This is a genomic window from Sporosarcina sp. E16_3, from assembly GCF_017347125.1.
Taxonomy (GTDB): domain Bacteria; phylum Bacillota; class Bacilli; order Bacillales_A; family Planococcaceae; genus Sporosarcina.
The window spans coordinates 24,159-49,114 of record NZ_JADPRX010000018.1 but is presented as its reverse complement, the minus strand read 5'-3'; the positions used below and the strand labels follow the sequence as shown (position 1 = coordinate 49,114).

Below are 24,956 nucleotides of genomic sequence, written 5' to 3'. Positions count from 1 at the left end.
CAACTAATAGGAATAGAACCCTTGTCCCGTTTTCCGACCTAAATGACCTGCTTCTACTTTCTGCACAATACATGCAGGAGGCTTGTCTTCCTGATTTCCCGTTTCCGCGAATTGCTGCTGCATGACAAAATTCACAACATCGGCGCCGGATAGATCAATAAGTTCAAACGGTCCCAATGGATGCCCAAGCGATTTTTTCACGATTAAATCTATATCTCTAAAATCAGCAATTCCATTTTCATAAAGTGCAATTGCTTCTTTATGAATAGCGCCTAATATACGGTTAGCGACAAAGCCGGAAATTTCCTTCCGCAAGATGATACCCATCTTACCGATTTGATCGCAAACAGCCAATGCAGTCTGTGCTGTTTCTTCAGATGTTTCTTCACTCATGACGATTTCCACACACTCCATAACGAGGGGTGGGAAGAAGAAGTGTGCGTTACAAACCTTGTCAGGACGTTCTGTTACTTCTGCAAGCAACGAGTTGACAATGGTTGAACTGTTAGATGCTAGAATTGTATGTTTTGGTGTAAGACGGTCCAGCTCCCTAAACAATTTCTGTTTACTAACTAGTTTTTCTACAATCGCTTCAATTACAAAATCTGCATCTTTCGCGGCTTCGTTTAGATTATCCGTAAACGTGAGATTCTGAAAAGCAATTTCCTTGCTAGCCGCAGTTAACTTCCCGCTTGCAACCCATTTATCCATACGCTTTTTCAAGCCCTTTTCTGCATCCTTCAGTGCTTCAACATTTACATCCTGCAATGAAGTTCTATATCCTCCAAGCGCGCACAGCATAGCAATTTGATGCCCCATTTGTCCCGCTCCAACAACAAGAATATGCTTAATTTCATTCGCACTCATCATTCATTCCCCCTTCAAATCAATTCCGCGTAAGATGAAATCCATATACATAATCGCAAGCTCTTTTGACGATACATTCCCTGTTGGATCGAACCATTCATAACTCCAGTTTGTAACTCCCAGAATCGCAAAGGTAGTCATTTTAGGTTCAAGACTTTCTCGAAATTCCTTCTTTTCAATGCCCTCCTTAATGATTTTCTCAATAGCGAGATGGAACATTCTGCGTTTGTTTTTTATAACACTACTGTTTTCCTCTGATAAATGACGCATTTCCCTAAAGTAGACACGTACGTTTGAACCTTGTGTTTGGATATCGTTAATGAGCATCCCTACAATTTCAGTTAGCTGATTTCGACAACTGTCATTGCTGTCTAAAACCTTCTGTTGTCTGCTTAATAAATCATCGATATAGCGAAGATGGATGTCCATAAGAAGCGTTTCTTTACTCGTGAAATAATAATAAAAGGTCCCTTTCGTCACGCCAAGTGACTCAACGATGTCCTGAACAGATGTGGCACTAAAGCCTTTACGTTCAAAAAGTTGAATGCTTTGTCTTGTGATAGCCTCTTTCATAACGTACTCATTCCACCATCGACAAGCAGGATATCCCCTGTCACGTAGTCAGATGCTTTCGAAGCCAAGAATAGTGCGACGCCCTTTAAATCTTCGTCAGACCCTAAGCGGTTTAGCGGTGTGGAATTAAGGATGTAATCATGCCCCTGTTCAATTGTGGCTTTCGACATTTTGGTTGGGAAAAACCCTGGTGCAATCGCATTGACGTTAATGTTGTGCTGCCCCCATTTAGCCGCTAGATCTTTCGTAAATGTAATAACTGCCCCTTTACTGGTATTGTAGCCAATGGTATCCATAAAGCTCGGATGCGTCCCCCCGAGTCCAGCAACGGATGCGATGTTAATGATTTTCCCGCTTCCTTGCTCAATCATGACCTTTCCAACTTCTTGACTCATCAAAAATGTGCCATTGACGTTTACGTCCATTACTTTTCTCCAAGCTTCATACGGCATGTCAACAACAGGCGCTCCCCAAGTTGCCCCGCTATTATTGACGAGTATGTCTATCGTTCCAAAAATCTCCATCGTCTCTTCAACTACACGTTTTACGTCTTGCTGTTTCGTCACATCACATGCGAGCCCAATCGACCGAACACCTAGTGCTTCCAGTTCTTTACTCATTTCACTACAGGCTTCAACATTGCGCGAACACAGCACAACGTTTGCCCCCGCTTCCGCAAATCCTCTTGCAATTTGCGCTCCAAGCCCTCTACCTCCACCTGTGATGATTGCTGTTTTTCCTGTTAACTTAAAAAGGTCAAGTACGGTCATTATTAGTTCCCCTTTCCGTGAGCGGCATATTTTTTTAGTTCCAGACGTGCGATTTGATTGCGATGTACTTCATCTGGTCCATCAGCGAGACGCAGCGTTCTTGAATTCGCCCACTGTGCCGCCAATGTATAGTCTCCGCTTACACCCGCTCCACCGAATGCCTGAATAGCGCGGTCAATTACACGCAGTGCCATATTCGGCGCTGTCACTTTAATCATCGCGATTTCTGCTCTCGCTTCTTTATTGCCTACCGTGTCCATCATATAAGCTGCTTTTAACGTCAAAAGGCGTGCCTGTTCGATATCAATGCGCGATTCTGCAATCCATTCCCGAACGACGCCTTGCTCGGCAATTGATTTCCCGAATGCAGTACGTTGTTGGACACGAATACACATTTCTTCAAGCGCACGTTCAGCAGCGCCAATTAACCGCATGCAGTGATGAATTCGTCCAGGTCCTAGGCGCCCTTGTGCGATTGCGAATCCTTTTCCTTCGCCCCACAACATGTTTTCCGCCGGTACACGAACATTGTCAAATGTGATTTCCGCATGTCCGTGTGGCGCATGATCATAGCCAAATACGGAAAGCATTCTCTCAATCTTGACTCCGGGTGTATCAAGTGGCACTAAAATCATCGACTGTTGCTCGTATTGCGCAGCAGTTGGATCATTCTTGCCCATGAAAATCGCAATCTTACAACGCGGATCGCCTGCGCCGGACGTCCACCATTTACGCCCATTTACTATATACGCATCCCCGTCACTGATAATGCTTGACTCAATATTAGTTGCATCGCTTGAAGCGACATCCGGCTCAGTCATCGCAAAACACGAACGGATTTCGCCATCCAAAAGCGGTTCGAGCCATTGTTTTTTCTGCGCTTGCGTTCCATATCGCACAAGTACTTCCATGTTTCCTGTGTCAGGTGCATTGCAGTTAAATACTTCTGGACCAATTAAGGAACGGCCCATAATTTCGCATAGTGGTGCATATTCTATATTGGTAAGCCCTGCACCCAGTTCACTGTCAGGGAGAAACAAGTTCCATAGGCCTTTCTCGCGTGCCTTCGCTTTCAACTCTTCCATAATTGGCGGATTTTGTGCCCAGCGATTTTCTTGCGCATTTAACTGTTCGTCAAAAATCTTTTCATTCGGATAAACAAATTCGTCCATAAACGCTGTCAACTTCTTTTGTAATTCAATCGTCTTTTCCGAGTATGAAAAATTCATGATTTTTCTCCATCCTTTCATTCTATGAATAATATGTGTACCAACCGGTCGGTATGTTCAGAATATAGTAACTAGTCAATATATTAATACTTACAAGTTCAATAATCAAGTATATATGGTGAAATTTAGGATTCCGTTGAATTCGCTACGGCGCTCGGGGATGCCTCCCGCCCTAAGCCAGATGAGATATCCTTTAACCTATATGGGATAAACTCTTGGCATTAACTGTATAATTTCTGCGAAGAACGCAGAAATTATACAAACCGAACTCTTCGTTGTTCGGTTGGCTACCCCTTTTAAGGCGCCTTCGCTTAGTCTATGTAGAATTTATTTGTTCAACATATATAGTTTTATAAAGCTAGGAAGAACAACTTTAAAAAGGCGCCAGCTATGTAGACGCTGACGCCTTTCGATAAATCTATCCATTCAAACGGCTACCATTCAAGATTTAAACATACCCAACCAACCTTTATATTTAAACAACGCCAACATAGATGTCCCTATTACAAGCATAACAATTAATACGATGATGTATCCATATCGCCAAGTAAGTTCCGGCATGAACTCAAAATTCATCCCGTACACACCCGCTATAAATGTCAGGGGAATGAAAACGGACGATACAATCGTCAGTATCATCATAATACGGTTCATCTGATTCGAGTTAATCGATAATTGGCTGTCCCTAATATCGGTTGTTAGCTCCCGATTCGATTCAAGAATATCTCCAAGTCGCAGCAAATTATCATAGATATCACTAAAATAAGCTTGTTCATTCGCGGATAACTTGATCCGTTCTGAGTTTATTACCCTATGTAGAAGTTCATGCATCGGCAAGATTGTTCGCCTTAATCGCAATAAATTGCTACGGACGTCAAATACAGAGTCCATGGATAAATGAACCGTTGACGGAGAAAGCATGTCTTCAATATCATCCAGATGATCTTCGATTTTATAAAGAACCGGGAAATAATCATCGACGACTTTATCGATGATCTGATGCGCAACGAAAACATGCCCCTTCTTCCATCTCCCTGGATTCTGAATAATCTTTTCCCTCGCATTTTCTAGCCCCTGAACCGCCGTGTAATGAAAAGTGATGACATAGTTTTTTCCGAGATACAGATTTATCTCTTCAGCTTTTATCGTTTCATGATTTATGGCATGCAATACAAAGAACGCATAGTCATCATAATAATCCAATTTCGGTCGTTGAAGACGGTTCAAACAATCTTCAATAGTAAGTGGATGAAATTCAAAAAATGAATGCAACAAAGAAGCCTCTTCTTCTTCTGGATTTTCAAAATCCACCCAGTACCATTTGAATTGACGAGTATGTATGTCTTCTAGCGGAAAATCAAACAATAATTTATTCTCTTCTGTAAGCCCCATCGTTCGGATCAAACAAACACCTTCTTTCTAACTCAACAAACCCTATTAAAAAAGTAGTAAATATAATGGCATAAAGAATTCCATTGAATTCGCTACGACGCTAAGGGATACCCTCGCTCAATTTATATAGTATACAAAAGAAAATCATTAACCGCATTGTTCGCACTCTTATTATCCTAGTATGAATTCCCACGGTTTATCCCAAACTCTATGTAGAACTTTAACTATTGTCAACATGGGAGGCGTTACTATTCAAGAACTTAGAGTTATATTTCCCGCTCGTAAAACACTAATTATCGCTGGGATTCTTCTTTTGCTATTGGCCGTTTCCGATTCATTCTTCACCGATTTTGGCATTCAAAAACAGTATATCACTGAAGCAAATCCATTAATGGCGTTCATCTACGACACAAGCATTCTAGGATTTTACGCCATTAAAATTAGTTTGCCCTGTGCTTTACTCTATTTACTGACAAAGATTGAACCGAAAAGGTATTTAAAACTATTGATTGGATCAGCACTTCTGCTGTACAGTGTCGTTCTAGTTCAGCATATTTATTGGCTTTCATTCGTCTTTTAGGATTAAGTGCCCAAAAATAGACACCACTCAATTGACTAAGTGGTGTCTATTTGTCGTCTACGAAATTATAAAATTTTGTACTGTGGATAAGTTGAACGTAAAGATTTTACGTCTAGACTCCAACGCCTAGCCCCTTGAGCCGCTTCTGTCTTGTCGGGGCTGAACAGGCGCTTGCGCTTTAGTTCTTTTGTTATTTTAGTTGTTGTTTGTACTCGGTGTACTCCTGATGAAGAGCTGTAACTTCACTAGGTTCAGCAGGTGTAATCGAGCACCAGCCATGTTGAAATTGCAGATCATACAATTTCCGATGTTGCTGCGATGTTTCTTTCATCATATCAAATAGTAACGAGTAGTACTTTGCATTACTCGCTTCAGGCATTGCAATTGCGTAGGAGTTGCACATATTTTTTTCTGTGGCTAATGCTGTACTTAACAGATCAGAATCATTAACCGCGGACTTTTTAGAAAGCTGAGTTTTAGGATTTTGAATTTTTTTAGAAGAAGTCATTGCACATTACCCCCGTTTTCATTCAGGATAGTTAGCAAATTATCATAGTGCGTCAAGTGCATTTTCCCTGCTTCATCGAATTGACGCTTCAAATCGGGCAGTTGGCAGTTTTGAGTGGCTTGTCGATACTGTTTCACAGCTAGCAAATTCGAATTCAGCATATTTTGCAAATAGCCAATGTCTGATATAGACACCATCCTCGGGGGCTCAAAATAAAGTATCTTCTGTTGTTCCTGTGGTTCGGGTTGCTTTGATTCTTGTGATTGGGGCGGTTGTTGTTGTTGTTGTTCCGGTTGTTGCTGCTGCGGCGGTTGTTCTGTCTGTTGCTGCGGCGGCGGTTGTTCTGCCTGTTGCATCTGCTGCGATTGTTGTTGCTGTTGTTCTTCTTGTTCTTGCTGTTGAATCTGTATCTGCAGTTCGAGTTGTTGAAGTTGTATTTGCAGTTTCTTTAGTTGTTGAAGCTGTTGTTGTGATTGCGCAGACTCCACACTTCTTAGCTCCCTTCAAACAATTTACCTTTAGTATGAATCTTGATTCAGAAATTATACCGTCTGAAGTGAAAATACCAGGCTATGAATGAATCAATTCAGAATCGAATCATGTCCTGGTACCATTTAAATAGATTGTTGCTAAACAGGAACACGCTTCGGTTTACGTCTCATATAGTATAAGTAGAGGAATTACCATTGGATTCTGACCGTTATTGATCCTAACAAATGTATAAAAAAATCGAATAATACAATTCCACATGGTTCGTATTATGACGAAAAGGAGCAATTTAAGAATGAATCCGCTATTTTCGATTTGGACACAGCCGAGCAACACAATTCGATATATTATTAATCATAAATCGATGATGTACCCATTTATGCTAATTTCCATTTCCGCGCTTATTAATAGCATTATGGCATTTGCAGACTTAGGCTTATTTAACGGTTTGTCATTATTTACAACACTCGTTGTCGTTCTTTTTTCTAGCTTATTTTCAGGGCTGGCTGGCTGGGGCATAATTATAGTTGCGTATACATGGATTGGTAAATTATTAGGCGGGACAGGAACAATGCGAAAAATGGGCCTCGCGACTGGGGCCAGTACAATCCCTATGATTTGGACAGCGCCTATAGGATTCATCGCAATTTCCCTCTACGGACAGCAGCTTTTCGCTACACCAACTGGCTCGCTAGGTACCAATATGTCCGTGGGCTTCTACTTCTTTCAAACCTGGATTATGCTGGCGATTTCTATCTTCTGCCTTACCGTCGAAAGTAAAGCAATTGGAATTGTTCACAACTTCTCTGCATGGCGCGGTTTTGGCACAATGATGTTATTTATGTGCTTTATAGTCGTTATTTCAATCATTATCCTTGGGTCCATATTTTCAATTCTTCTTGCTAGTATTTAGTTATCATTTAAGAATGATAAAGCCATTCTGTTACGAATGGCTTTTTACGTATTTACTTCGAAGGTTGTCTAGCATTTAAAAACTTCAGATTAAACGACAAAGTTCTATGTTTTTCATCACATAACGCTATTATTCTAGTAAATCCGTTTACGATGAAATTTTCATTATTTTTCTAAACGAATAAATAAGCCTATATTCTTCAAGATGAATTGCATAAACATCTACTTCAGAAATCGCCTTTTAATCGAATGAAGCTTAGGTATTATTGGTTTTTCAACTTAAATTCAGCCATAAACTTTCCCCTTGTTTTGGTTCACTTTAATTCCTCTACCTTCCTTTTTTACTTTTCTTCAATAATCACTCCTTCCATATAGAATATTATGACATGTTCAATTCTTTAGTTTAGTAGTAAGCTAATAGTTAATGGGTAAATCTGATTCCTTAGTTCTACATATTTTCACGTAGCTGACTAAGTAACCATGCACTATTTTCCCGATTTTCTAAGACTTAAAACACATGAATAAAGAAAGAGGTTAGCTGGATGAAAAAAATCTTAATGGGCCTGCGAAACATTAAAACGAAATTAATTACGTCTTTTGCAATCGTGTTAATTATTCCTGCAATAATTATTGGAGCACTCGCTTATATGACGGCCAAAGATGCAGTTGAATCTGAGATATCGGCAGGTTTTACTGAAAATATCAACTTATTAAACACAACGATTGACAATACTATGCAATTAAAAACACATGATATAAATACTTTTTCTACAAATATAACTTCAAGGCTATATCAGGGAGATAGCAGTCCAGAACTACGTGAGAAATTCACTCAGTACGGAGAGCTGCATCCGGAAGCCGAAATCATTTATATAGGTACAGACAAAGGTTTGTTTATACAAGAACCTGATGTAGGGATTCCTGCGGATTACGATCCTAGAAAAAGACCTTGGTATATAGAGGCGATGGACAATAAAGGTGAAGTCATTATTTCAGAACCTTATATATCAGCTAGTACAAATGAAATGGTTGTTACCCTTTCTCAGGCAACAAAAGATGGTTCTGGCGTTGCAGCAGTTGATATCAACCTAAACCATTTACAAAAAATAACCAATCAAGTGAAAATAGGTAAATCGGGATATGCCGTTCTAGTAGACAAAAGTAAAAGGTATATCGCACACCCTACCGAAGCAGCAGGAAATGAAGTAAATATTGACTTAGCCGATAGACTTTTTGCACAAGAAACCGGACAGTTTGACGCTAAGTTTGATGGTGAAGAAAGATTAACGGCTTTTGTAACCAATGAATTAACCGGTTGGAAGCTTGCGGGATCTGTAGCTACCTCAGAGATTAATGCTGCAGCCTTACCCATTCTACAAAGAACTGCCTTGATTATCTTGCTCGCGATTATTATTGGGGCGGTAGCCGTTTACTTTATTATTAACTCCATCATTAATCCAATCAAAGACCTAAAAGAAAAAGCAATTACAATAAGCCAAGGGGACTTAACACAATATATCGTTGTGCAATCTAACGATGAAATCGGACATTTAGGACAAGCATTTAACGACATGCAGGAAAGTCTCAGAACATTAATTAAAAATGTTGAGAAAAGTGCTGAATTAGTAGCCTCCTCCGCTGAAGAATTATCGGCAAGTGCTGAACAAACTAGCGACGCCACAGAACAAGTCGCAACTTCAATACAAGAAGTTGCCTATAGTGCCGAGATGCAAACAGATGGGGTAGATTCGGCCGCACAATCGTTAGCTACTATTTCTATAGATGTTACGCAAATTGCAGAAAGCTCTACGATGGCTTCTGAACTTTCTTATCGCGCGACGACTGAGGCTGAAATAGGCGGTCAAGCAGTAACGGATACAGTGAACCAAATGACCTCTATTCAAAAATCTGTTATTGAATCAAATACAATTACCAAGTCTTTGCATGAACGATCTAAAGAAGTACGCTCGATTTTGGATGTCATTACGGGTATTGCCGGCCAAACAAATCTACTTGCTTTGAATGCTGCAATCGAAGCAGCGAGGGCTGGTGAGCATGGCAAGGGATTTGCTGTCGTAGCTGATGAAGTACGGAAGCTTGCGGAACAATCTCAGAACTCTGCAACTGAAATTCGTGAAATCGTGGAAGGCATTCAAGTGGATACAAAGAACTCTGTTGAAATCATGGAACGTATTACGGAAAATGTACAACAAGGCGTAGATGTATCGAATGAAGCCATTGAGAAATTCAATCAAATCATTCACAGTATGCAAGAAATCACGCCTCAAATGGAAGAAATTTCGGCCACCGCCCAACGAGTATCTGCATCTGTTCAAGGAGTCACTGTCACAACAAATGAAATTGCGAACAGTGCGCAAGGTAACGCGGCAGCTTCCCAAGAAGTAGCAGCGTCTTCAGAAGAGCAACTAGCTTCGATGGAAGAAATTTCTTCATCGGCTGAGTCACTATCCTTCATGGCAGAAGAATTAAAAGAATTGATTTCTAAGTTTAAGTATTAATTGATCTTAGATTTCATCATGATTAGAAGCTTAACTTTCTCTTGTATGAATAGAGAAAGTTGAGCTTTTATTCTAGAATTCTATAAAACAAAAAGACATCCCGAATTGCACTTGATTTCTGTGCACTTTGGGATGTCTTAATATTACCTTCGTCTAAAGAATCCACTAAAGAAAATAGTCCGCGACTTCTTTCCAATTGTTTAAACGTGTATAGCCGGTTGCATTTGTATTATGTGGTGCGGTAAAAAGCATTGGTCTCCCTTGAAACGCTTCCAGATTGCTTGGCGTGTCATCTATTAGATAATCTGCATGAATAATACTTTTATCACCACAGAACACGAAATTCTTTTCATTCAAAAAGCTGAAATGTTTTTTTAGCCATTGATATTTTGGCGCTAAAGAAGCTGGAAACTCCATTGCAGCGGTTACAATATAAATTTCATACTGGGCACTTAATTCTTTTATGACTTCTTGGCTGTCCTTTATCACTTCTAATTCCAAGAAAAATGATTCGTTGTCTAAATATTGATCCACCTTCATTTCAAACCTATCATCTAAATCCGCAAGTTTTTTCCCCTGCAAATGTTGAGGGGTGTAATTCTCTTGGAATTCTTCATTGAATAACTCCAGACATTTAGTACTAAAATGCGATATGACTTCATCCATATCGATTGCGATTCTTATCACAGAAATTTCTCCTTTGTTATTCGTCGTGAACTACCGAACATTTTAGTGGCATGTTTCGGAATTCAGTCCTATTCACTGTTTCTTCATATTACACCATTCAATGATGAATATTATAACAGTTTTGGTTAGTATTTGGTTTTTCGTCAATGTATTGGGAGTTAGCTAGATGCTATTTACATACCCGGGACACCATTTTTGCCCTTCAAATTGTGGCAGAAGCTGGCACCGAATTCAATTATATAGCACTGGACATGAAGGAACCCACGTATCTTGCTAGCCGCCTTTTGATTTGGTAAACTTGCGTTAATAATAGGTTATCTAAAAAAGACCGCTTGACGTTGGTGCGTCAAACGGCTTTGTAATAGGTAGTTCCCTCAACGAGGATTGGCCTGATAGTTGAAAATAGATACCTGATACTAAGACAATTCGAAATTGAATCAGGACAATGTGCTATAAATTTTCACCCTCAACTTTTCATTTCCAGACAGTCATATACTTCTTACGGTATTTGATATCTTCTTCCACCCCAATTAAATCCAACGCAAGTTGTTTAATCTCTTCCTCTTTTAATTCATCATATAGTTTTTTCAAGCCTTGAATCATATCAAATCGAATCAAGGTGTAATTTTTTTCATGCGCACCGTTTCGAAAACGATCTTCTATATGATTAAGCACAATCTCTTTTTGTTCTTTTCCAGCTAATCCGACCTGCCATATCGATTGCAGGCTATGTCGGGCAGTAACAAATTTCGGATCCTTGGTCACTTCCCATACCGCTGAAAAATCGCCTACTATGCGTTTTTCAGGATCACTTTTCGCTAGACCTACTAGGAACTGAGCCCCCCTGGATCTTCGGTGATTATCTTTATCTGTTAGCCATTCCTTTAGTTGGTCCCAAACTTCATAAGCCCAGTCAACTTCCTCTTTTATAGCTGCATTAATCGCATTAAATGCTTCAAATTGAAGATTTTTGTCCTTTGCTTCCAAATTTTCGAAGTAGGATTGGGTTACGCTGTCCACTTTTTTCATCTCCCACAATATAAAGTTAATTACTGATATAGGTGGCTTTTTCTAAGACAACCTAGAATTGTATCGTAATCAAGCACCTGAAATTGACCTAGTTTATTTCAGAACGTATTCTGCAAGTACACTTTGTACTTTATAAATATTCAGGGATTTATTGAATTTCTTTTGAATTGGTGTCGAACTTCCAGATAGCCAGACTTTCAGTTCAGCATCAAGATCAAATGTTCCTGCGGTTTCGATTGAAAAATGCACAACACTTTTGTATGGAATGGATTGATACTCAACTTTCTTTCCCGTTACGCCCTGTTTATCAACAAGTATTAATCGCTTGTTCGTAAATATTAACAAATCTCTAATCAGTTTATATGCATGTTCCACTTTTTCAGTAGGTGTAAGTAAATCTTTCAGTTCTTTCTCTACTTTGCTCACTTCAATTTCAGACGCATTTCCCATCATTCCATCAAAAATACTCATTATAATTCCCCCAATTTATAGTTTTTTAAAGCCCCTAAAATAAATACTGCTCGGTTTGGTAACTCATATATGGCCCCCTTCGGCAAATTAATGAATTACCCCATAGTCCTATCATTTTACCATATATGGCAGGTAGTTTGTCTGATAAGGAACAGTACCGGGTTTACGAAAAATTATGAGGCAAACATTAAAGCCGCCTTCCGTAATTGGATGAGGCTATTTTCTTTGCATATAAAAGCAATGTCTGAAGATCTTCAATTGTTCCTTGGGCAATCATTTTTATGACTTGAACAACGTTCTTCTGCCACATTCAATGGGGCCTACCTATCGCTTGCTGATACTACCATAAGTAGTAGTGAACAACCGTAACTGCTCTGAATAAAGAATGGTTTCAATTTTGTCAGGAGCCTGACATTCGTATTTAACCTCTATTATTCTTTGACCACAGAAATAATCGAAAATTGTTGCCGTCTCCTGTCACACAAATTCCGAAGACGACATAATTCCGCACTTTCAATCAAAATACGTGATTGTAAATCTAGATTAGGCTATGATAAAGAAAGGATTGTCCTAACAATAAAAGGAGGCAATATGATGATCAGTCTACGACTAGCAGACGCTCTAAATCAGCAAATGAACAATGAGTTCGACGCCGCACAAGCTTATATGGCAATGGCTGCTTATTGCGAGCACAATAATTACGCTGGCTTTGCCAATTATTATCTTCAACAAGCTGAAGAAGAACGTTTTCACGGCATGAAGATTTACAACTATATGAATGACCGCGGGATACAAGCTAAATTCTCCGCAACGTCAGAACCAAAAATTGAATTTTCTTCAATATTAGATACATTTGAATCTGGTTTACAACAAGAAAAAGGCGTTACCAAGAACTTTTATGAATTAACGGACCTCGCTTGGGAAGAAAAAGAACATGCTACGATTTCATTTTTGAGATGGTTCTTGGACGAGCAAGTTGAAGAGGAAGCATCTTTCGATACACATATCGAATACCTGAAACGCATCGGGGAAGATAAAAATGCATTGTATATTTATGAAAAAGAACTTGGCCAACGCAACTTCTCTGCAGAATCTGGAGAATGAATTCGTCCCATAATTTAAAACACCCCTCACTTCCTTGATGAAGATGAGGGGATTTTTGTGATTTATTGGATGATTAGCCTACATTTCTTATGCATCGCACTTTCCTCTACTAACATGTTGATAGGTTACTAATAGTCGTATGACTTCACCCAATATATACTGCACTATTGGATTCTTAAATAGGCCGCCTTACTAGTGGTAGCAGGAGCAAATTCAATGGGATTCTTTATTTCAAACATATATCTTTAAATTGTTTCCATGAACTATACGAGCCGCTAATTCCCCGCAATCTAATAAGTTCCTTCTAATTCCCCACCGTGACAAAATAAAGTTTTAACTATTCAGAAAAAACACCTTGTACGTTAACAGTAAATTTGGTAATGTGAACTTAGCTTCCTGTTATTCTATTCACATTTTTAATAGTTTCAAAACATTTTTGACAAATATTTGATAACGCTTTCATATGAAAGGAGGTTAATTGTCCCAATAGGCTACTTGTTTTCGATACTTTATAAAAAAAGGGGATGAAATCGTGGGTAAAAGTTCGAAGAAAAATCAAGTTAATTCGGGATTGGATTATGAAAAAATTATCAATACACCTGAATTCAAAAAATTAGTCAAACGAAAAAGAATCTTTTCTACTCCTTACATTATTTTCTTTTTTATTGCCTATTTTACACTACCCATTCTCACAGGATATACAACCATACTTGAGAATCGCGCTATCGGTTGGATGACTTGGACATGGGTGTACTCATTAAGCATGTTCGTCATGGTGTGGGTATTTACTTCTATCTATATGAATAAAGCGAAAAGCTTTGATATAGATGTTGAAGAAATTCTAAAGAAAAATGTTGTAAATTAAAGGGGGTATTTATACATGGCGGATATTATATCAATAGCAATTTTCGTTGCAGTCATTGGACTTACACTCGGAATTACCTACTGGGCTGCTAAGCAGACAACAACTGCAAGTGATTTTTACACGGCTGGGGGATCATTAACCGGATGGCAAAACGGAATGGCGATCGCTGGAGACTACTTGTCTGCTGCATCATTCCTTGGAATTGCCGGTGCAATTTCTTTAAATGGATTTGATGGATTTTACTATAGTATCGGCTGGTTAACAGCTTATCTTGTGGTTTTATTTTTAATCGCCGAGCCACTTCGTAATCTAGGGAAATTTACGATGGCTGATATGATTGGAGCACGCTTTGGAGCAAAAAAAGTTCGAGGCGCTGCAGCGTTAAATACAATTACGATTGTATTATTTTATATGCTTGCTCAGCTTGTAGGTGCAGGTGCACTTATTAAATTACTTCTCGGAATTGACTACTGGATTGCAGTACTAATCGTTGGTGTCATGATGACAATCTACGTATTATTCGGTGGTATGACTGCAACAAGTTGGGTTCAAATTGTGAAAGCAATTTTACTTATGGTAGGTACCATTGTTATTTCGTTCCTCGTTCTGTTAAAGTTTAATTTCAACTTTATTGGCATGTTTGATGCCATGAGAACTGCAACGCCACACGGCGATGCCTTCTTACATTCGGGAATAATCTATAAAGATCCGATTGGTTTGATATCTGTTCTAATTGCACTCATTTTAGGTACCGCTGGCTTACCGCACATTTTAATGCGTTTCTTTACGGTAAAAGATGCAAAAACAGCTCGTTCTTCTGTTATTTATGCAGTTTGGATAATAGGTATCTTCTACGTTCTAACCATTTTCCTCGGATTCGGTGCAGCTAAGTTTGTTGGCGTGGATGCAATCGTAGCTGAAAATGCTGCTGGGAATATGGCTGCGCCAATGCTGGCAGGTGTGTTAGGTGGTTCAGCATTAGAGTCATTTGTTGCAGCAGTTGCGTTCGCTACGATTTTAGCAGTTGTCGCTGGATTGGTATTATCAGGTGCATCAGCAATTGCACATGATATTTACGCCGAAATTATCAAAAAAGGGAAAGTAACTGAGAAACAGCAAGTAAGAGCTGCAAGATTTGCTGCAATTGCCGTGGCTGTTTTCTCCATTATTTTAGCGCTCGGCGCGGAAAAATTGAATGTCGCGTTTCTTGTTTCACTCGCATTCTGTATCGCGGCATCAGCGAATGTTCCAACAATTCTTTTTACAATCTATTGGAAAAAATTTAATACAACAGGTGCAGTTGCCTCAATGCTAACTGGTTTGATTGTCGCGCTCGTTCTTGTTGCATTAAGTCCTAGCGTTATTAATCCCGTAGAAGGAGCGGCATTCTTCGTTGGGCAACCACTTTTCCCATATTCAAACCCTGCCATAATTTCAGTTCCTGCAGGATTCTTAGCAGCAATTATTGGTACACTCGTTTCATCTAAGAAGTTCGAAGCTGAAGAAATTTCTTATGCTGAAGTGAAATTTAAAGCAGAAACAGGTTATAGAGAACTTGAGCGATAATTCATTCTAAAAAATCCCCCTCCCTAGTTTTTTGTAGATGAGGGGGATTTTTCTTTAAAATGATGAAGGTGGTGGAATCCATAATGAACAGCGAACAACAAGAAATTTATAAGAAAGTTCATGACCAGCCTATTTTTAGAGGATTATCTGGTGCGGAATTTGCTGAACTAATGGCTGAATGCAAACTTACCTATTACCGAAAGGCTAAAAAAGTGGACTACTTTAGGACGCCTGATGAAGGATTGTTACTCATTTTAAAAGGGACAGCAGAAATATTCATAGAAGGCAATGATGGAAAATCCTTTGCTCTTGAAGAAGTTCAGGAATGTGAGGTAATCGGGCTTTCAAACATTGCTTATTATTTAGGTGAGTCAAATCGGCCACTTGATAGACACCATCTCGAATTGGTAATAGTGGAAGATTCCTATTGCTTGCAAATTCCTTTCTCTGTCGTACAAAAAAGATTAGATGATACGGATGTCCGCGACGCCATATTGAAAAGTATGTCTATTCGACTAGCTAATGTCTACGCTTCCCTTGGTGAGCAGATTAAGTTGTCAGACGAATGGGGGGAAAGCGAGCCTTATGTACGTCGTGTAGAAGACTTTATGAACTCCCCTGCTATTACAGTCTCAGAGGACGCGGCGGTTCAGAAAATAGCACGAATAATGGTTGATAACTCAATCAGTTCTCTAATGGTAGTCAATCAACAAGAGCAATTAACGGGTATTATTACAGAAAAAGACCTTGTACAAAGAGTCGTTGCCCAAGGGTCAAACGGCGAACTAAAAGCGGTAGATGTTATGACAAAAAAGCCTCATACTATTTCACGTCATGATTATTATTACGAAGTACTTTCGGCGTTTTATAAGAATGGGGTAAAGCACTTACCAGTCGTCCAAGGTAATCGTCTGGTTGGTGTCGTTACACTGTCAAATCTGATTTCTAAACGGGACCGTGGATCAATGGGCATATTAAAGACAATCGAAGAGTCTTCTTTTGACAATCTACCTATCGTTAAAAATGCGATTTATGATGTATTATCAAGTTTAATTAATGATGAAATCTCTACCATTCATACGTTGCAGATTATTACAAAGTTATACGATCGACTCGCACGGCACTGTGTGAAGCTTGCTGTACAGTCATTGGAGGGGCAAGGCAAAGGTAAGCCGCCAGTTCCATTCGCGTGGTATCAGATGGGCAGTGGTGCCAGGGGCGAACAATTCATGTTGACGGATCAGGACCATTTCCTTGTCTACACTGACCCCTATGAAGGTGATAAGAAAGAAGTAGAGACCTATTTCTCATTGCTCGGGGAAGTAATTGTTGAGCATATGGAGAAAGCTGGTTATTCCAGATGTGACGGAAAAATGATGTCTAGCGAGGCACAATGGCGCGGTTCCGTTACTGATTGGCAGCATCGTCTGCGCAGTTGGGCGTTGAAGGCGACTGATAATGATTTATTACTTGGCTATAATTTTTTATCTTTTCGTTTTCTACTGGGTGATGCATCGTTACATAATCGGTTTGCTCGGATGGTACAAATCCAATTGAAGTCCTCGCAAACTTATCTTTATTATATGGCGCAGCAGGAACAAAACAAGCCCATACCGCAAGTAAGTCATTCCTTCTTGGCATTATTTAAAGGAAGAGGAACCCGCGAAGTCATCGATATCAAAAAAAACGCATTATTTCCAATGCATCATTGCCTGCAAATACTGAGCGTACAAAAAGACATCGTTTCCGGTACACCTTTACAATTAATAGACGACCTAGTGAAAAAAGGTGAACTGTCTTCTGGATTTGCGGATGATATACGTCATGCGTATGAAATTGCACTGAAAACAAGAATTCAACTGTCTTGGAAAAAACATTTGCGTGATGAATCTTTTACAACTGAAATTCAGTTTGCTTTGATTCGTAGATGGGAACGGGATGAATTAACAACGATGTTAAAGACAGTCCACGCATTGCAATCACATTTACTAGCAAAATTATAAGCTGTTTTCAGTTTTGGCATGGAGGTATATGTATGTTTTGGAGAAAACAACGATTAAACTATAAACTGGATCAATCATTTCTGCTGGATACAAAGTTGCGTGATATGCCGTTTACCGTCTTTGATACCGAAACGACCGGGTTCGCAATTGCTGCATATGACGGGCTTATCGAAATTGGGGCTGTCCATGTCGATAAATTAGAAGTGACTGATCGTGTGTTCCAGACCTTTGTAAAACCTTTAGGTGAAATTCCAGAACATATTACAAAGTTAACCTCGATTGAACAACATCATGTGGAAAATGCACCTACTCCACTTGAAGCAATTGAAAGCTACTTTCAGTTCATTGAAGATACGAAGAGCGGCGGATGGATTGGACATCATGTAAGCTTCGATACACTGGTCATAAAAAAAGAATTACAGCGTGTGAAATGCTCATATGAAGAACCACCGTCTTTTGATACGATCGATTTAATCAATTATTTGAATCCTTCTTGGGATCAGCGAGATCTGGCAGAATACGCCCGGATATTTGGTACACGAACATTTGAACGTCACCGTGCGCTTGGAGACGCACTGACAACGGCTCATTTATTCATCGAATTATTGAAGCGTCTTGAAGATAAAGGAGTTTTAACGTTGGCGGATTTACTACGGTTGAAACATGGCAAATTGCTTCTGAAGAATGCTAGATTTTAGCTATAATGAATAAAACAGGACCCGTTGATTTATTAGGAGTCCTGTTTGCTCTAGTTTCAGCTTTTTGCTTGTATGATGAAGATATACTCTTAATCATACTAAGTCGTCGACTTCCGTCAATTCTCTTAAATTTGTTGAACCGAAAACGAGGAGAAGAAGAAATACAATTAATATGACCGTATTGATAAATTTACTGGCGTCAAAACTGATTGTTTCACCCACGTCCGTTCCTCCTGCCTTTATCCATTCGCCTTTTGATTCCCTCGAATACCTCGTCTAATGTCAAATCCCCGTTTTTCTCTAAAAAATCAGCCATTTCATTCACTTTGTTATCGTTCAGGTTCTTGAATTCCCCCAACAATGTAACGGAAATAACGGGTTTATCTCTATACAATTGTGCCGATTCAACTTTCAGTTTGCCAAGCAAAAGGAGTGATGCGGCTACGATTTCAAGATCTTTCCCCTTCAAGAGATCGCCCAGCGTGTATTTGGAATTTGGATTTTGATTAAAATTATTGTACACGCCTAAACACATCCTTTTCGGGATAGTGATTCGTACTTTGCTGCCTCATTGTTTATCTTATGTTGAAGGCTTAATCTTTGTGTTTGGAATTCCTTGGTAGCTTTTCATATTTCCTTATTTTTGAAAATTAAATCATAAAAAAACACCCCTAAGGATGCTTTTACTTTATTTCAAATACCTTCTTGAGCCCGCATAGTTTGCTTTGTATGGGTGTGTATCGATGGATACTATTTCGACGTTTCTGCTTGAATTGGGTGCATGTATCATTTGACCTTTTCCGATATACATGCCGACGTGATAGACCTTCCCTTTGCCTTGATTGTACGCAAAGAATAGTAAATCGCCTGGTTGCATATTTTTCCTTGCAACAGGTATACCATTGACCGCCTGAACGAATGAATCACGTGGAATCATGATGCCATGATTTTTGTACACCGAATGGATTAGACCCGAACAGTCAAAGCCAAAACCTGATATACCCGACCAAACATACGGCAGTCCCAGGAACATCTTCGCACTATCGACGATGTCTTGTTGGGTTGGTTTTGGTATTGCCGCAAAGTTTTTAACAACTTTAGCATCTTGCTTACGCAAATATTTCACACCATTGGCAGGCGTTTGAACATGCAACCAATCGCCTTCTTCCTTAATGACAGGAAGCATTGTTGTATAACTGATATCCATGAATTTATTGGTCTTTTTTGGTTCATTATAAAGAGTAGCGATATTCGTATCGACGATTGCTAGCTGGCAATCTGTATAATCAGTCGTTATTTCTGTCACATGGGATTTCGGGACCCATCCAGGATAACCTGCTTTATTCCTAGGTGTGTATTGGTCCTTTACAGCAATTTCATGCCAATTTCCGCTACTTTTCAAAATGACAACTTCCTGTCCAAATAGGGCCTGCGTATCCGTTCGGCCAACGAGCCACAACTTTTGGCTGACAGACATTCCTTTCGCCCACTTTTCGATGTCGGTAGGGTTCGAAATTGATGGACGATCCACTACACGATTGTTGTTCGGTGCTTTCCATAAGTTTGTCATTTGCACAGTAACAACAGCCGTTTTTTTACTGTCAGACTTATAACAGACGGGCTGTTTTTTAAATTCCGGATTCAGTATTCTGGCGATGAACACACCAAAATTCGCTTTCGTAATGAATGCTGTCGGTTTATATGTATTGTTTGGATAGCCCGTTGTAATTTCATTGGCGAATAGTATTTTAATCGAATCAGACGCCCAGTATGCTGGATCGACATCTTTGAAAGCCTGTTCTGTTGTCCCCTTCAACTCAAAAGCCTTGACTAAAATCGCTGCCATTTGCCCTCTAGTTAGCTTATCATTCGGCATGAATTTTCCGTCTGCATTGCCGTTGACGATACCCTCATCACTTATTGTAGCTATAATTTCGTATCCTTCGTCCCCTGAAATGACGTCGGTAAAGTTTGGATTGGGTCGATCTACCGTTTCGAGACCTAACGCCCTGATAATCATAGCTGAAGCTTCCAGGCGGGTAATTTCCTCATTCACGCCAAAGTTTTGTGCAGGGTCCGCAAAAATAATGCCGCGCTCCGCCAAAAAATCTAATTCTGCTTTCGTTCTGTACTTATCATCGACATCTTTAAATAAAGGTGCCGCAGAAACAGTGCCAAGTGTAGTGAACATAACTAGCAGTGCAGTTAAAAATAGCATAAGTTTTTTCATCAAACATAAACTCCTTTTCTATTGATAGATTGTATATTAACAGTACAGTAGATTAAACATTCTGTATAGTTATTCTTCATTAATAGACATAGAAAAAAGCCTGAAACATCCGCCCTATTATAGGGCAGTCCCATCGTTTCAAGCTTTCTTTCAAATACCATGCTTTTCGGTTATTAGTTTTGGATTAATAGCTCAAGGAAGTCTTCCGAAACGTATGTTTTCATACCTTTTAGTTCAGGTGCAACTTCGAATTTGCGGATGCTTTTATTATAGCCATACATGTTATCGCCACGTTTAATTGTGAATGAACTGTTATCTAGAGTAACAAGTGCGCCATTGACTTTTGGTTGAGAAAGGACATGGTACCCAAGATGCTCAGCAACTTTACGAAGTGGAATCATCTTGACGCCATTTTTCATATAATGGTCGCTAGCGATGATGTGTTGTACGCCTGTTGGTACTTCCGGTTTTACATCAGGCTCTACTTCAGGTGCTTCTACTGTTGCATTATCCAAAGCAATAATTTTAGTTGGTGTTGTTTGTGCTGGTAGGCTTCTCGTTGTGATTGAGTAAAATACCATCAATTCTTTACCATTCAACTCTTTCAATTCGATTGCTTTGCCTTGTTGATTGTAAAGGGGCGTATCCTTCCCGATATTCAATTTCAACTCGCCATCCAAACTTAAGAATTCTTTGTCAAACTGGCTGACCTTCACTTCACCAAAGACTTCTTCATTGTTTACAACGACAATTTCAGGTGTCACTGTTGTGGGATAAATCAAGATCATAGGCTTGTTTTTATCGTAATAAGCTGCGATAGTGGCACCCTTTTTTAGTTCTGCTGGTTTTAGAGATTTAGTCGTCCCACTATTGAATAGCAGGGAGTCATCATTAATACGCAAAATTGTAATCATTTTATCTTCATTTTCAATCGTTACACGGATTCCGGCTTCTTCTTTTTCAATTTCTTGAATGACGCCCGTAGCTTTCATAAAGTTTGTCGTGACTAGTTCTTTTTCGCTAACGGCTTGTGTAACCTTTTCCTGTGCTTGTGCAGAATAGCCACCTACTACGCTTCCTGCTAATAGTGCTGCTAATGCGATTGTACCGATTTTCTTCATTTTAATTCTCTCCTCACTTTGCGTTACTCTATGAATCTGACGGGGGGACATTGGTAAAAGTTACATTTATTTTATCCGTTCCATTACGGGATATGATTGGTACTTTCGATTTTAGGCTAGGAAAACAAAAAGACCCGCTATTTTAGCGGATCCGTTCGTTTTAACCTTCAGACAGAGGTCGATTGAATAGCGCTTCACTGAACGCCTTAATTCAAATGGTCATTTCGTTAGTACAGTTTTTTCGGCGAGTAAAAGGGCAGTAAGAATAGCAACTGCTTGGTCGATTTCTTCATATGTAACCGTTAATGGTGGTAATAGTCGTATGACATTTGCTCCCGCTTGAACTAACAGCAAACCTGCTTGTTCCGCCTGTTGAATGAATGGCAAAATCTCCTCTTCGCATTCAATGCCTAGCAACAGACCCGCCCCACGGATAGAGAATTGGTCTTGCGGCAATAAAGTCTGCAGCTTCTCAATCAGATACATCGATTTATCTTCGACTTCTTGCAGGAACTTTTTCTTAAATATAATATCAACAACTGTTTGTGCAACTGCAACAGCTAACGGGTTGCCACCAAATGTTGTACCATGAGTCCCTGGTCCGAATGAAGGAAAAAGCTCACTTGATCCAAGCATAGCACCAATCGGGAAGCCCCCACCTAATCCTTTAGCAAGTGTAATGATATCTGGCTCAAGGTTTGTCTGCTCATAGGCGTAACGCGTTCCCGTACGTCCAATACCCGTCTGTACTTCATCGACAATAAGTAAGATCCCTTTAGACTTGCAGATAGTTGTTATTTTTTGTGCAAATTCGGCATCAATTTGATGGACGCCTCCCTCTCCTTGAATAACTTCTAACATAATTGCAGCTACATCATCGTCGATTGCAGCTTCCAATTGCTGTTCATCATTGTATGGAATGATACGAAATGTTTCCAGTAGTGGCCCAAACCCTTCGCGAACCTTGGCTTGCCCTGTCGCAGACATTGCGCCAAATGTCCGACCATGAAAGGATTGTTCAAATGTAATGATGACGTTTTTCTGTGTATGTTTTCGAGCTAATTTAATGGCTGCTTCGTTTGCTTCAGCACCACTGTTACAGAAAAACGCGTGACTGAAAGGCGTCTCTTCCACCAGCTTTGCAGCTAACAGTTCCTGCTCCGGGCTTTCAAATAGGTTTGAGACATGCCATAGTTTTTCACTTTGCTTTTTGACTGCTTCGACGAGCGCTTGATGCGAATGGCCAAGACTGACGACCGCGATTCCACTTATGAAGTCGAGATAGTCTTTTCCCTTGTCATCCGTCACGACCGTACCTCGCCCTTTTACTAGATGGACTGAACGACGTGCGTAATTTTGAAATAGCGTAGTCAAATGAAAACCTCCCTGTATTTAACTGTGGTTCCTTCTAATTGCTGACCGACAATTTGCACTGACGGAATACCTGCACCTAAACAATCAAGTGCAGCTTTCACTTTTGGCAACATGCCTCCATAAATTTCACCTGTTTCAATCCACTGGACAATTTCTGTTGGTGATGCAGTTTGTTGAAGGCTTCCTTCTATTTGAATACCCGGAGTATCCGTCACAAGAAGTAGGCTGTCTGCATGAATCGCCAGCGCAATCTTACTTGCGACGGTGTCCGCATTAATATTGAGGGGTGCTCCATCTTCTGTTGCACCGATACATGAAATAACTGGCACTATTCCTGCTTGAAGAAGTGTTTCTATTAATTCGGTGCGGACATCCTGAATTTCTCCAACAGAGCCATACAGTTTTTCATCTAATATCGTGCAGGTAAGCAGTTTCCCATCATATCCGCTAACGCCTATCGCTTCAATTCCACCTTTATTTAATTGATGGACGAGGGCAGGATTCACTTGACCTATTAATGTCGATTGAACAATCCCCACCGCCTCTTTGGACGTCACCCGGATACCGTTCACTACGGACGATAACACGTTGTTTCTAGCAAGCTCTTTATTAATAAAAGGTCCGCCGCCATGAACAACTACTACATCATGACCGTTTTTTTGTAATTGTATAACATTCTTAAAAAAGCCTTCATTCAACCCTTCCAGCATACTTCCGCCGAGCTTTATAACCATTCGTTTACGAGCGATATGTTGCGTTGATTTGGACATAGTCATATGTTAAATCGCACCCCCATGCTACTCCTTGACCATTTCCCTGATGAAGATCGACCACAATCTTCACTTCTGGTTGTTTTAAATAAACAAGTAGTTGTGCTTCCGAAAATGGAACAGGCTCCCCGTTTTCAACAACAGTTGTTGGTCCAATCTTAATTTTTATAGAATTCGGATCTAGCGTCGCTCCACTATAACCAACAGCCGCGATAATTCTTCCCCAGTTTGCGTCACAGCCAAAGATCGCTGTTTTCACAAGTGGTGAACCAACCACCGTTTTGGCAATCTTACGTGCTTCTACATCCGTAATCGCTCCTGATACTTCAACTTCAATAAGCTTCGTCGCGCCTTCACCGTCTTTTGCAATCATTTTCGCAAGGTCTTGAGAAACAGCATGCAATGCTTCCGTGAATTGTTCCCAGTCCGGATGTGCCGGCGTCAGCGAATTATTGCCTGCCATCCCATTTGCCATTACAAGCACCATATCATTCGTGGATGTATCGCCATCCACTGTAATCGAGTTAAACGTCAAATCCGTCACCGTTTTGAGGGCAGCTTGCAGATGAATTGATTCGATTTTAGCGTCCGTTGTGATAAAACCAAGCATTGTTGCCATATTCGGGTCAATCATTCCCGATCCCTTTGCAGTTCCGGCGATAATGATTTTTTTGCCGTCAATCACTGTGCTATATGCTGTATTTTTCGTTACAGTATCTGTCGTTAAAATGGCCTGAGAAAATAGAATTGAACCTTCTAATTCAGAACTTGGTTCCAGTTTTAGGATTCCTTTGACAATCGGCTCCATTCGCATCATTTCACCGATAACTCCAGTCGACGCGACTCCAACTAACTCAGGTGCAATGCCAAGTTTTTCTGCTGCCTTTTGTTGCATGAGGCGAGCGTCTTTCAATCCTTGCTTCCCTGTACAAGCGTTCGCATTTCCCGAATTCACAATGATTGCCTGCATTTTTCCTGCCAGCTGTATTGCTTCTTTTGTGACAAGTAGTGGCGCAGCCTGAATTGCATTCGTTGTAAATACGCCCGCAACATTTGCTGGTACTTCACTAACGAGCAATGCCAAATCATTTTTCTTATGTTTAATCCCACAATGCATTCCTGTAGCTTTGAAACCAATTGGGGACACGATGTTATTTCCCGCTATACGCTTCAGTGCTAAAACTGTTGTCGTCATAATA

The 24,956-nt window shown here is 40.0% G+C and carries 26 protein-coding genes; 9 read left to right on the top strand and 17 right to left on the bottom strand.

The window, feature by feature from the left end; translation table 11 throughout:
- Positions 1 to 3: 3 nt before the first annotated feature.
- The 5 genes from I2483_RS11870 to corA form a co-directional block, all read right to left on the bottom strand.
- On the bottom strand, positions 4 to 867 hold the full coding sequence (locus tag I2483_RS11870; RefSeq protein WP_207277417.1) for a 3-hydroxyacyl-CoA dehydrogenase family protein: 864 nt from the start codon (positions 865 to 867) through the stop codon (positions 4 to 6).
- Between the two features lie 3 nt (positions 868 to 870).
- Positions 871 to 1,440 carry a TetR/AcrR family transcriptional regulator gene (locus I2483_RS11865; protein ID WP_207277416.1) on the bottom strand — a complete coding sequence of 190 codons (570 nt, stop codon included), beginning with the start codon at positions 1,438 to 1,440 and terminating at the stop codon, positions 871 to 873.
- Entirely contained in the window at positions 1,437 to 2,210 is a 774-nt protein-coding gene (locus tag I2483_RS11860) for an SDR family oxidoreductase (RefSeq protein ID WP_207277415.1), read from the bottom strand. Before I2483_RS11860 ends, I2483_RS11865 begins: the two co-directional genes overlap by 4 nt.
- A gap of 2 nt (positions 2,211 to 2,212) precedes the next feature.
- Positions 2,213 to 3,439, bottom strand: coding sequence for an acyl-CoA dehydrogenase (locus tag I2483_RS11855; RefSeq protein ID WP_207277414.1), 1,227 nt, complete (start codon positions 3,437 to 3,439; stop codon positions 2,213 to 2,215).
- 441 nt (positions 3,440 to 3,880) lie between these two features.
- Positions 3,881 to 4,843, bottom strand: coding sequence for a magnesium/cobalt transporter CorA (gene corA / locus I2483_RS11850; RefSeq protein WP_207277413.1), 963 nt, complete (start codon positions 4,841 to 4,843; stop codon positions 3,881 to 3,883).
- A gap of 301 nt (positions 4,844 to 5,144) precedes the next feature.
- Between corA and I2483_RS11845 the strand changes: the two genes are divergently transcribed.
- On the top strand, positions 5,145 to 5,411 hold the full coding sequence (locus I2483_RS11845; protein WP_207277412.1) for a DUF5658 family protein: 267 nt from the start codon (positions 5,145 to 5,147) through the stop codon (positions 5,409 to 5,411).
- Positions 5,412 to 5,601: 190 nt separating this feature from the next.
- Here the strand turns inward: I2483_RS11845 and I2483_RS11840 are convergent, their stop codons facing one another.
- Both I2483_RS11840 and I2483_RS11835 read right to left on the bottom strand, forming a co-directional pair.
- Complete coding sequence (locus tag I2483_RS11840) at positions 5,602 to 5,919, bottom strand: spore coat protein (RefSeq protein WP_186671681.1); 318 nt, start codon at positions 5,917 to 5,919, stop codon at positions 5,602 to 5,604.
- Positions 5,916 to 6,113, bottom strand: a complete 198-nt coding sequence (locus tag I2483_RS11835) for a ferritin family protein (RefSeq protein ID WP_255550414.1) — start codon at positions 6,111 to 6,113, stop codon at positions 5,916 to 5,918. The genes I2483_RS11840 and I2483_RS11835 overlap by 4 nt, the downstream gene beginning before the upstream one ends.
- Positions 6,114 to 6,169: 56 nt before the next feature.
- Between I2483_RS11835 and I2483_RS11830 the strand changes: the two genes are divergently transcribed.
- From I2483_RS11830 to I2483_RS11820, 3 genes are all read left to right on the top strand, one after another.
- The gene (locus I2483_RS11830; RefSeq protein ID WP_207277410.1) at positions 6,170 to 6,499 is read left to right on the top strand and encodes a hypothetical protein; all 330 of its coding nucleotides are present in this window, start codon (positions 6,170 to 6,172) and stop codon (positions 6,497 to 6,499) included.
- A gap of 204 nt (positions 6,500 to 6,703) precedes the next feature.
- Complete coding sequence (locus I2483_RS11825; RefSeq protein ID WP_207277409.1) at positions 6,704 to 7,321, top strand: YIP1 family protein; 618 nt, start codon at positions 6,704 to 6,706, stop codon at positions 7,319 to 7,321.
- A gap of 541 nt (positions 7,322 to 7,862) precedes the next feature.
- The gene (locus I2483_RS11820; protein WP_207277408.1) at positions 7,863 to 9,839 is read left to right on the top strand and encodes a methyl-accepting chemotaxis protein; all 1,977 of its coding nucleotides are present in this window, start codon (positions 7,863 to 7,865) and stop codon (positions 9,837 to 9,839) included.
- 165 nt (positions 9,840 to 10,004) lie between these two features.
- On the opposite strand, the gene I2483_RS11815 is transcribed toward I2483_RS11820, so the two are convergent.
- The 3 genes from I2483_RS11815 to I2483_RS11805 form a co-directional block, all read right to left on the bottom strand.
- Positions 10,005 to 10,526, bottom strand: a complete 522-nt coding sequence (locus I2483_RS11815) for a 5' nucleotidase, NT5C type (protein ID WP_207277407.1) — start codon at positions 10,524 to 10,526, stop codon at positions 10,005 to 10,007.
- A gap of 474 nt (positions 10,527 to 11,000) precedes the next feature.
- The gene (locus tag I2483_RS11810) at positions 11,001 to 11,555 is read right to left on the bottom strand and encodes a hypothetical protein (RefSeq protein ID WP_218624946.1); all 555 of its coding nucleotides are present in this window, start codon (positions 11,553 to 11,555) and stop codon (positions 11,001 to 11,003) included.
- A 93-nt stretch (positions 11,556 to 11,648) separates the two neighbouring features.
- Positions 11,649 to 12,026, bottom strand: a complete 378-nt coding sequence (locus tag I2483_RS11805) for a PH domain-containing protein (RefSeq protein WP_207277405.1) — start codon at positions 12,024 to 12,026, stop codon at positions 11,649 to 11,651.
- A 594-nt stretch (positions 12,027 to 12,620) separates the two neighbouring features.
- Between I2483_RS11805 and I2483_RS11800 the strand changes: the two genes are divergently transcribed.
- The 5 genes from I2483_RS11800 to I2483_RS11780 all read left to right on the top strand — a co-directional run bounded on the left by I2483_RS11800 (position 12,621) and on the right by I2483_RS11780 (position 18,262).
- Positions 12,621 to 13,130 (top strand): ferritin, encoded by a 510-nt coding sequence (locus tag I2483_RS11800; protein WP_207277404.1) that lies wholly within the window; start codon positions 12,621 to 12,623, stop codon positions 13,128 to 13,130.
- A gap of 532 nt (positions 13,131 to 13,662) precedes the next feature.
- A complete protein-coding gene (locus I2483_RS11795) occupies positions 13,663 to 13,995 on the top strand; it encodes a DUF485 domain-containing protein (RefSeq protein ID WP_186671695.1) in 333 nt (110 codons plus the stop codon).
- Positions 13,996 to 14,010: 15 nt separating this feature from the next.
- Entirely contained in the window at positions 14,011 to 15,561 is a 1,551-nt protein-coding gene (locus tag I2483_RS11790; RefSeq protein ID WP_186671697.1) for a solute symporter family protein, read from the top strand.
- A 59-nt stretch (positions 15,562 to 15,620) separates the two neighbouring features.
- Positions 15,621 to 17,564 carry a DUF294 nucleotidyltransferase-like domain-containing protein gene (locus I2483_RS11785; protein WP_255550413.1) on the top strand — a complete coding sequence of 648 codons (1,944 nt, stop codon included), beginning with the start codon at positions 15,621 to 15,623 and terminating at the stop codon, positions 17,562 to 17,564.
- 32 nt (positions 17,565 to 17,596) lie between these two features.
- Entirely contained in the window at positions 17,597 to 18,262 is a 666-nt protein-coding gene (locus I2483_RS11780) for a 3'-5' exonuclease (protein ID WP_207277403.1), read from the top strand.
- Positions 18,263 to 18,355: 93 nt separating this feature from the next.
- Here the strand turns inward: I2483_RS11780 and I2483_RS19415 are convergent, their stop codons facing one another.
- From I2483_RS19415 to argJ, 7 genes are all read right to left on the bottom strand, one after another.
- Positions 18,356 to 18,484, bottom strand: coding sequence for a hypothetical protein (locus I2483_RS19415; protein WP_255550412.1), 129 nt, complete (start codon positions 18,482 to 18,484; stop codon positions 18,356 to 18,358).
- Positions 18,477 to 18,785, bottom strand: a complete 309-nt coding sequence (locus I2483_RS11775) for a hypothetical protein (protein ID WP_346267724.1) — start codon at positions 18,783 to 18,785, stop codon at positions 18,477 to 18,479. Before I2483_RS11775 ends, I2483_RS19415 begins: the two co-directional genes overlap by 8 nt.
- A 165-nt stretch (positions 18,786 to 18,950) precedes the next feature.
- Positions 18,951 to 20,492 (bottom strand): S-layer homology domain-containing protein, encoded by a 1,542-nt coding sequence (locus I2483_RS11770; protein WP_207277401.1) that lies wholly within the window; start codon positions 20,490 to 20,492, stop codon positions 18,951 to 18,953.
- A 173-nt stretch (positions 20,493 to 20,665) separates the two neighbouring features.
- On the bottom strand, positions 20,666 to 21,613 hold the full coding sequence (locus I2483_RS11765; protein WP_207277400.1) for a stalk domain-containing protein: 948 nt from the start codon (positions 21,611 to 21,613) through the stop codon (positions 20,666 to 20,668).
- Positions 21,614 to 21,832: 219 nt separating this feature from the next.
- The gene (locus I2483_RS11760; protein ID WP_207277399.1) at positions 21,833 to 22,987 is read right to left on the bottom strand and encodes an acetylornithine transaminase; all 1,155 of its coding nucleotides are present in this window, start codon (positions 22,985 to 22,987) and stop codon (positions 21,833 to 21,835) included.
- Positions 22,984 to 23,763: an acetylglutamate kinase gene (argB, locus tag I2483_RS11755; protein ID WP_207277398.1), complete on the bottom strand. Its 780-nt coding sequence runs from the start codon at positions 23,761 to 23,763 to the stop codon at positions 22,984 to 22,986. Before argB ends, I2483_RS11760 begins: the two co-directional genes overlap by 4 nt.
- Complete coding sequence (gene argJ / locus I2483_RS11750; RefSeq protein ID WP_207277397.1) at positions 23,726 to 24,952, bottom strand: bifunctional ornithine acetyltransferase/N-acetylglutamate synthase; 1,227 nt, start codon at positions 24,950 to 24,952, stop codon at positions 23,726 to 23,728. Before argJ ends, argB begins: the two co-directional genes overlap by 38 nt.
- Between the last annotated feature and the right edge of the window lie 4 nt (positions 24,953 to 24,956).